Source organism: Acinetobacter brisouii, from assembly GCF_008993995.1.
Taxonomy (GTDB): Bacteria; Pseudomonadota; Gammaproteobacteria; order Pseudomonadales; family Moraxellaceae; genus Acinetobacter; species Acinetobacter brisouii_A.
In genome coordinates this window covers 22,064-29,278 of the sequence record NZ_BKNN01000038.1, presented here as the reverse complement: position 1 = coordinate 29,278, position 7,215 = coordinate 22,064, and the positions used below count along the sequence as shown (strand labels likewise).

The 7,215-nt window shown below is 40.7% G+C and carries 8 protein-coding genes and 1 pseudogene; 5 read left to right on the top strand and 4 right to left on the bottom strand.

Features of this window, described 5'->3' with window-relative positions; genetic code table 11:
* From GBN19_RS15945 to GBN19_RS10175, 4 genes and pseudogenes are all read right to left on the bottom strand, one after another.
* Nucleotides 1–86: pseudogene (locus tag GBN19_RS15945) on the bottom strand (IS5/IS1182 family transposase); the annotation flags it as partial.
* Between the two features lie 246 nt (nt 87–332).
* Entirely contained in the window at nt 333–851 is a 519-nt protein-coding gene (locus GBN19_RS10185) for a GNAT family N-acetyltransferase (protein ID WP_151778057.1), read from the bottom strand.
* Between the two features lie 47 nt (nt 852–898).
* Nucleotides 899–1,846: a phosphatidate cytidylyltransferase gene (locus GBN19_RS10180; RefSeq protein ID WP_151778056.1), complete on the bottom strand. Its 948-nt coding sequence runs from the start codon at nt 1,844–1,846 to the stop codon at nt 899–901.
* Nucleotides 1,843–2,484 carry a lysophospholipid acyltransferase family protein gene (locus GBN19_RS10175; RefSeq protein ID WP_151710878.1) on the bottom strand — a complete coding sequence of 214 codons (642 nt, stop codon included), beginning with the start codon at nt 2,482–2,484 and terminating at the stop codon, nt 1,843–1,845. Before GBN19_RS10175 ends, GBN19_RS10180 begins: the two co-directional genes overlap by 4 nt.
* A gap of 312 nt (nt 2,485–2,796) precedes the next feature.
* Between GBN19_RS10175 and GBN19_RS10170 the strand changes: the two genes are divergently transcribed.
* The 5 genes from GBN19_RS10170 to GBN19_RS10150 all read left to right on the top strand — a co-directional run bounded on the left by GBN19_RS10170 (nt 2,797) and on the right by GBN19_RS10150 (nt 7,197).
* A complete protein-coding gene (locus GBN19_RS10170; protein ID WP_151778055.1) occupies nt 2,797–3,492 on the top strand; it encodes a DsbA family oxidoreductase in 696 nt (231 codons plus the stop codon).
* A gap of 170 nt (nt 3,493–3,662) precedes the next feature.
* Nucleotides 3,663–3,848, top strand: coding sequence for a hypothetical protein (locus tag GBN19_RS10165; protein WP_151710880.1), 186 nt, complete (start codon nt 3,663–3,665; stop codon nt 3,846–3,848).
* 13 nt (nt 3,849–3,861) lie between these two features.
* A complete protein-coding gene (locus GBN19_RS10160) occupies nt 3,862–5,133 on the top strand; it encodes a hypothetical protein (protein ID WP_151778054.1) in 1,272 nt (423 codons plus the stop codon).
* Nucleotides 5,134–5,206: 73 nt separating this feature from the next.
* Entirely contained in the window at nt 5,207–6,109 is a 903-nt protein-coding gene (locus GBN19_RS10155; protein ID WP_228271250.1) for a hypothetical protein, read from the top strand.
* A gap of 176 nt (nt 6,110–6,285) precedes the next feature.
* Complete coding sequence (locus GBN19_RS10150) at nt 6,286–7,197, top strand: cation diffusion facilitator family transporter (RefSeq protein WP_151778053.1); 912 nt, start codon at nt 6,286–6,288, stop codon at nt 7,195–7,197.
* Nucleotides 7,198–7,215: the final 18 nt, after the last annotated feature.

The following is a 7,215-nucleotide window of genomic DNA, read 5'->3' as shown; positions in this document are numbered from 1 at the left end:
ACCATTTTTAAGAATAATGGACGAGGAATTCCAACAAGTCGTTTAAATTCCCCATCATTAAATCTAGTTAAATTTTCATATTTCATGGGACTAGTATAAACAATTTTTTACTTTCGCAAGAGGTCTAATATTTGCTGTAATAAACAAAAGAATCAAGAAAATAAAAAATACATAATTAAATTTAGCTTTATTCATAGTCCTTCTCTTCATCCAAATTCTTGACTGAATATTTTATATAATGATTAAAATGATTTTTCATATTTTAAATAGATGATCAAATCTTATATTCAAACTGTTTAATATTTTAACAGCCCTTTTAGCTAAATTTATATCTATTTCACCAAATGCAACACCCGAATATCCTCAACTAAAGGCTGTCCGACATTGGCATCGATTGGATAATCCTCCGTTTCGCCCGTCAGTACATAACCACGGCGCAAATAAAATTCAATCAGCTCAGTTCGGCAAGACAACACCGACATTTCAAAGCCTGTAACTGCAAAGTTGGCTTGAGCAAAATCTTCTGCAAGCTGTAACACCTGTTTACCCAAGCCCTGATTTTGTCGCTGTGGGTGTGTGGTCAACATGCCAATATAAGCATGATCTTGCTGTTTCTGAACATGTACACAGGCAACTAACTCCGCAGCATCAAACATCAATAAAATCTTGGAATCTGCAACAAATAAATCCTGAAGCTGTTCAGTAGAAATTCGATCTCCACTGACCACTTCAGCTTCTGATGTCCAACCACGTGGTTCTTTGGAGCGGTAAGATAAATTCACCAATTCAACAATCTCTGGAATATGGTGTAATTCAGCTTCAATCAAACTCAGACCATTGTTATTATTCATTGCATTCTTCTCAAATTAAAATCATCAATCTGTGGATAATTCAATTTTTATCCACTCCACCAAAACCGCAAAATATGAAAGAAAATCGGGGCAGAAAAACAAATCGAATCAATCCGATCTAGCATACCCCCATGCCCATGAATCAGTTGCCCCCAATCTTTCACCCCACGATCACGTTTAATCGCAGACATCACCAAGCCACCAAAGAAGCCAAACACACATAAAATAAAGGCAATCAGCGCAGCTTGCCATGTGTTAAACGGCGTGAGCCACGACATAGCAACCCCCACCAACACCGCTAAAAACATACCGCCCAACAGCCCTTCTACAGTTTTCGATGGCGACAACACAGGCGCAACTTTGTGTCGACCAAACAACTTGCCACAGATGTATTGCAACACATCCGAAATTTGCACCACCAGTACCAACCAAATCACTAGCCAAACATTCGGTTTCCCAAAATGCGCCACATGTAAATTCAGCAAAGCAGGCACATGCGAAATACAGAACACCGACACCATCAAGCCCCAATGAATCTTGGCGCTGCGCTCCAAAAAGCGCGTGGTATCTTCATGTTTTAAGGTGGCTATCGGAATCAGTAGAAATAAATACAGTGGAATAAAAATGGTAAATAAGCCGTACCAGTCGATATACACCAAGTAATACTGATACGGAATCACAATATAAAACGCGATCAACAAAGGCAGATAATCCCCACGCCGCGTGGGCAATAAGCTGATAAATTCACGCAAGGCAAAAAATGAAATCAGGGCAAACAGCACAATCACACTGACTTGCCCCAAGTAAATCGCAATACCGAGCACCAACAACATCACCCACCATGCATTGATGCGCATATTCAGGTTGTCGATCACCGCATGCGGGGCAAACTGAATCCGATATTTCAGATAGCCACCGATCAGCGATGCAATTAGCAAAATCACTGCCAGTGTTGCGAACAGTGCATTGGTGGTATGGAACTGTTCTAAATTCATTGATATTCAAACTCTTTTAATTTTAATAACTGCTGCTGTGCGTAGGCTAGAAACTCATCTTTGGGCATCGCTTGGGTATGCTGCAAAGGTTCACCAAAAATCACCGTAGACAATAACGGTAAGGGAATAATCGCACCTTTGGGCATCACCCGCTTTAAGTTAGAAATCCACACAGGCACAATTTCCACCTGTGGAAACTGTTGCTGCAAATGATATAAACCGCTTTTAAACTCAAGCAGCTCACAATCATCATTCAGGTTACGTGTCCCTTCGGGAAAGAAGATGATGGAATCCCCTTGCGCTAAAATAGCTTTCACAGGTTGCAAAGGGTCATCCTCCGCATGCTGCCGATGCCGCTGAATGACAATGCCTGAAAAGGTATCCTGAATAATAAAACGCCGAAAACGGTTTTTCAGCCAGTAATCTGAGGCGGCAATCGGATGGGTTTGATGACGTACACGACGTGGCAGAGATGACCACAGCAAAATAAAGTCAATATGGCTATTATGATTGGCAAAATAAATGCGCTGTTTCAGTTCAGGCTGACAGCCCCGCCAAATGCTGCGCGCACCTGTCAGGAGTCGCGCACTATAGCGTGTCATGATCGACAGCATTTCTGCCATTGCACGCGTCAACATATTGTTCTCCAGCTTGTTTTTATTGCATATTTTTCAGGATGATAATTTTTCATGCCAAGTGATTCGCTGCTCATTGTAGAGAAGCGCCCGCATTGATAAAAGCATTTTTCAACTGATCATGGTACTAGAACATGCCTATTTTCTCTCTAAGAACATGATTTCTGTGTACTATTTTATTCTCTAGTCGGCTTGCATCAACAGGTATCAACCTACTCCACGTTGCAGATTTAACAATCTGTGTTGCAGTCAGTCGCTTTTCATTGCCAACTACAAGGCTTACTATGCTCAATCGAAAGCAAAGAGATGATGAAAATGCGCGTAGATATTTGGTCAGATGTGGTCTGCCCGTTTTGTTATATTGGTAAGAAACGCCTTGAACATGTAGCAGAACAAGCGGGTATTGAACTTGAGATTCACTGGCACAGCTTTGAACTCGACCCAAATGCACCCGTGAAACATACTGTGAGCAATACCGAGCGTCTGGCACAAAAATACGGTCGTAGTTTTGCCGAAATGCAGGACATGGAGCGAAATGTTGCGACACTGGCTGCCAGTGAAGGAATTGACTTTCAATGGGAAAAAGCCAATTCAGGTAACAGTTTCAACGCTCACCGTATTATCCACTTGGCGCAAAGTAAAGGTTTAGGTAATCAAGCCAAAGAAGCGTTCTTTCATGCTTATATGACCGAAGGTCTTGCGATTGGCGAACGTGAAGTGATTGAAGAAATTGCCTCTCGAATTGGTTTAGATCATGCTGAAGTTGAGTATGTGCTCGATTCAGATGAATTTGCCGAATTTGTTCGCCATGACGAGAAAATTGCTCATGAACAGCTCAATGTGACAGGCGTTCCATTTTTTGTTTTTGAACAAAAGTATGCGCTATCTGGCGCACAGCCCCGTGAAGTTTTTTTACAAGCATTGCAACAAGCTGAGAAAATTCAGGCAGATACTCATGCAGCACAGTGTGATGATCAACAGTGTAATATTCCCCCTTCTTCAGCGCAGTAATTCTGCGCTTTTTCAAAATAAGAAAAACGTCACATTATTTTTTTATATATTAAACATATCACTTAATTATCAAATATTTAAATATAGAGGAATGTTTTTCTACAACATGCCTTTTAAACCCAAAGAACTTGTTTATAATTAAAATTATCTGTGCTTTTCGTTGGACTGCTATGCAACGGTTACAAGAATTCCTACAAGAAAAAATTCGCTATGATCAACTCAATTTGGATGAGTTAATCGAACTTGCCAATGAGCATACTCATCCTGACACTGAGGAATACCGTATTTTGGAGTTGGCACTCAATCAACTCTTAACTCAATATCTGAACAAAGCTAAAAATTATATTAGCAAGTGATGTGGCTGAAACGATGAATTTATTAGAAAAAGCGTTACTCATCAAGGATATTCAGCAGACTATTCTGATTATTGATAATGATCGGGCACCCATGATTCAGCGTGCTCAAGCCATTCATCATTTAAAAGAAATTTTCCAAATCTGTGAAAAACCGATTACGATTCAAGCCCCCAAAGGCATTAGCTCACCTGAAATTTATATTCATTTAAGTCATGAGCTGCTGAAGCTGTCTAAATTTAAAAACAGCTATCGGGGATTATTTCAAGATCGCTCTTTGTTATTGCAAGCGCTCAATCAAAATCCCAATATGGGTTGGGCAATTTTATATGATCAAGAACAACGCTTATGGCAAATTTGGTTGATTCCTCAAGCACGGCGTGGAGCAATTCATAGTAGTTGGCGCGGGCATCTCAATGAAACCTATCAGTGGATGTTACAACAACAAAATCTTTTACAATGTTTGTTAACCGATGATGAATTTAATCAACGCCTAGGAATTTCACCACCTGCATGCACTGATCTGACAGCAGCAGAAACGGCTCAAGCCAATCAGGTCATACAGGAACAGATTGAAGCCAATGAAGAACCTGTGAAAAATCAGCTCAAGATTCATCAGGTTCTGCCGATTCGTATCGAAGGCTTTAACCAGCTTTGTTTTGAAATTGTATTTCATCATCAAAGTAACATTTCCCGCTACCTGACCTGTTTTAGCTTGTCACAAAGTATTGATGAGATGCACCAAACCCCAACCGTGATTGTAGAACGCATGAATACCCATGGTCAGTTCTTGGGTTATATCGCGATTTTAGGGATTCGTGATCTGCAGACTTCGGCACAACTGGCACAGCAATATTGCCTACAAACCGATACCATTCTTGCCAGTGTCAAAAGCCTGAGTTGGGGGCAATTTCAAGCCAGTTATGACAATATTGATCTGTTATTTGCTGAATATATTCAAGCCAAAAATCTTTGGCAGCAAAAACACACCTACCCCTTTATTCCTGCATCCATGATTTTACCGCAGCGCTTTATTCCTTTTGAAGAAGATGAAGCCAGCTCGACAACGCCATTGTTATTGATTAAAGAACGACAAAAATATCGGGTGGTACATGGTGAAAAACGCTTACAGCTATCTCCTGATGAATTAGGCTATCCATGTATTTTATTTTCACGCAATGATGGTGTCACATGGCAGCTGTTCCGTGAAATTGTGGAAACACTACCACAACCGATCCGCGCAGAAACCTTATATGCCCAAACCCAAAAACTACTTTCAGAACGCTAAACTTTTAAGCCACGATTAAAATAGCAATATTAAACTGGCATCATAAACAGATGTTTTTGATGCTTTTATGCTCATGATTCATTGTCAATTTCCTAAATTTATCTTGATGGCTGTGCTAATTTCTAGTGCAAACTGTGCAAATGCATCTGTTCAACGACAGTCATTGCAAAGTTTTTTTAACTTGGCAAGTGATCAACGTTGTCACTTACGGCATTCGCACACAAAGCACCTCTGGCAACCTGCATCCACAAACCCTGATGCACCAGAATTTAACCCAGAATCACCTCAGCTTATTCAAGAATTAATGGCTCCATTTACGCAAGATTCTTTAGCAGAAAAAGCGCTTAAATCTGAACAGAGCCATCGTAAACCGCGTGTTTTTGGCATCAATCACAATAAAACAGCCTCACATAAAAAGGTCAGTACAGACAGCCATTGGGTCAAGCATGTCTTGTCTGACTTGTCTAAAATGTTACCTTTTCAAAATGATATGAATCTCGGTTCAAACTCAGACTCGGACGTTTATGTTGAACTCAGTGCCGAGAAAAACTGGAAACTCAGCCCAAAATTTAGTTTTAATGCCACACAAACGTTTCGCTATGGTGCTGAAAGTCGCAACTATTCTGAAACTCATTTCAAACTGACTCAGCAAGAATCCAAAACTGCGCTTGCTTCGACTCAGTTTTCGGTGATTAAAACTTACGATGAAACCTACACATGGGACAATCACTTATTTCGTCAGCAACAGCTCCCCAATGACCGCCGCTTAACCTATGGCATCTATTCCAATGGGATTTATGACAAAACCAAACGCGATCTTGAAGTGCAAAGTTGGGGGCCTTATCTTTCTTGGCGTCGCCCACTTTGGCGAAAATGGATTTATATTGAAAATGAAGTGTCTTATTACAAAGACTTAACCAGCGATGATGGTCGGCATATCTTTACAACTTCACTGCAATTTGAAGCTAACTTTTAGCGATCAAGGATTGGGAGATAAGATTCATTTCCAAACTGAAACTATTTTCAATATTCTCAAGACTATTATTTTAAATTAACTCAATGATTTAAAAGAATTTTTTACAAAAATATAAGTCTTTATTTTAAGAAATCACGTAAACTACGCAGATTGCTCCTCGCTGATAATTGAACTTTATGCTTTTACCTCACTTTGATGATACGCATGATGATGACTTCATTCATCCTGAACAACGCGCTCAAGCTGCGAGTAAAAGTACATGGGTGAGTGTGGTCATTAATCTGTGTTTGTCGATTTTACAGATTGTCATCGGTCTGTTTTCCAAATCACAAGGTCTAGTTGCAGACGGGATTCATTCCCTCAGCGATCTGATTGCAGATTTTATTGTCCTGATTGCCAACCATTTCAGTCATCAAGATCCCGATGATGATCATCCTTTTGGGCATTATCGCTTTGAAAATGCTGCCTCTTTAATGTTGGGCTTTATATTACTGGGTGTGGGAGTCGGCATGTCGATCTCTGCTATTCATAAAATCATGCATCATGAGGACATTCCTCAAGTCCATAGCATTGCAATTTATGTGGCAGCAACCGCACTGATCGCCAAAGAGCTGCTGTTTCGTTACATGCTTCGCATCGCCAAGCAGGTGAAATCGAGCATGCTGGTTGCCAACGCATGGCACGCCCGTTCCGATGCTGCATCATCTTTAGTGGTCATGATCGGGATTATTGGAAATTTGATGGGCTACCCGATTTTAGACCCGATTGCTGCGTTAATGGTTGGCTGTATGATTCTGAAAATGGGCGGTGAATTTGCATGGGAAGCACTCAGTGACTTAATGGATCGTGCAGCCGATGACAGCGAAGTCCAAGCCATTCGCCAAACCTTTCTCAGTACAGCAGGTGTTAGCGGTGTACATAATATCCGTAGCCGCAAAATGGGTGACATGATTATTGTTGATGCACATATTGAGGTCGATGGTTCGCTCAGTGTCCGAGAGGGACATGATATTGCAGTCAATGTCCGCAATCAGATTATGCAAAAGCATCGGGTGATTGATGTGATCACCCATATCGATCCTGTATGAATTTAACGAACAAAACAA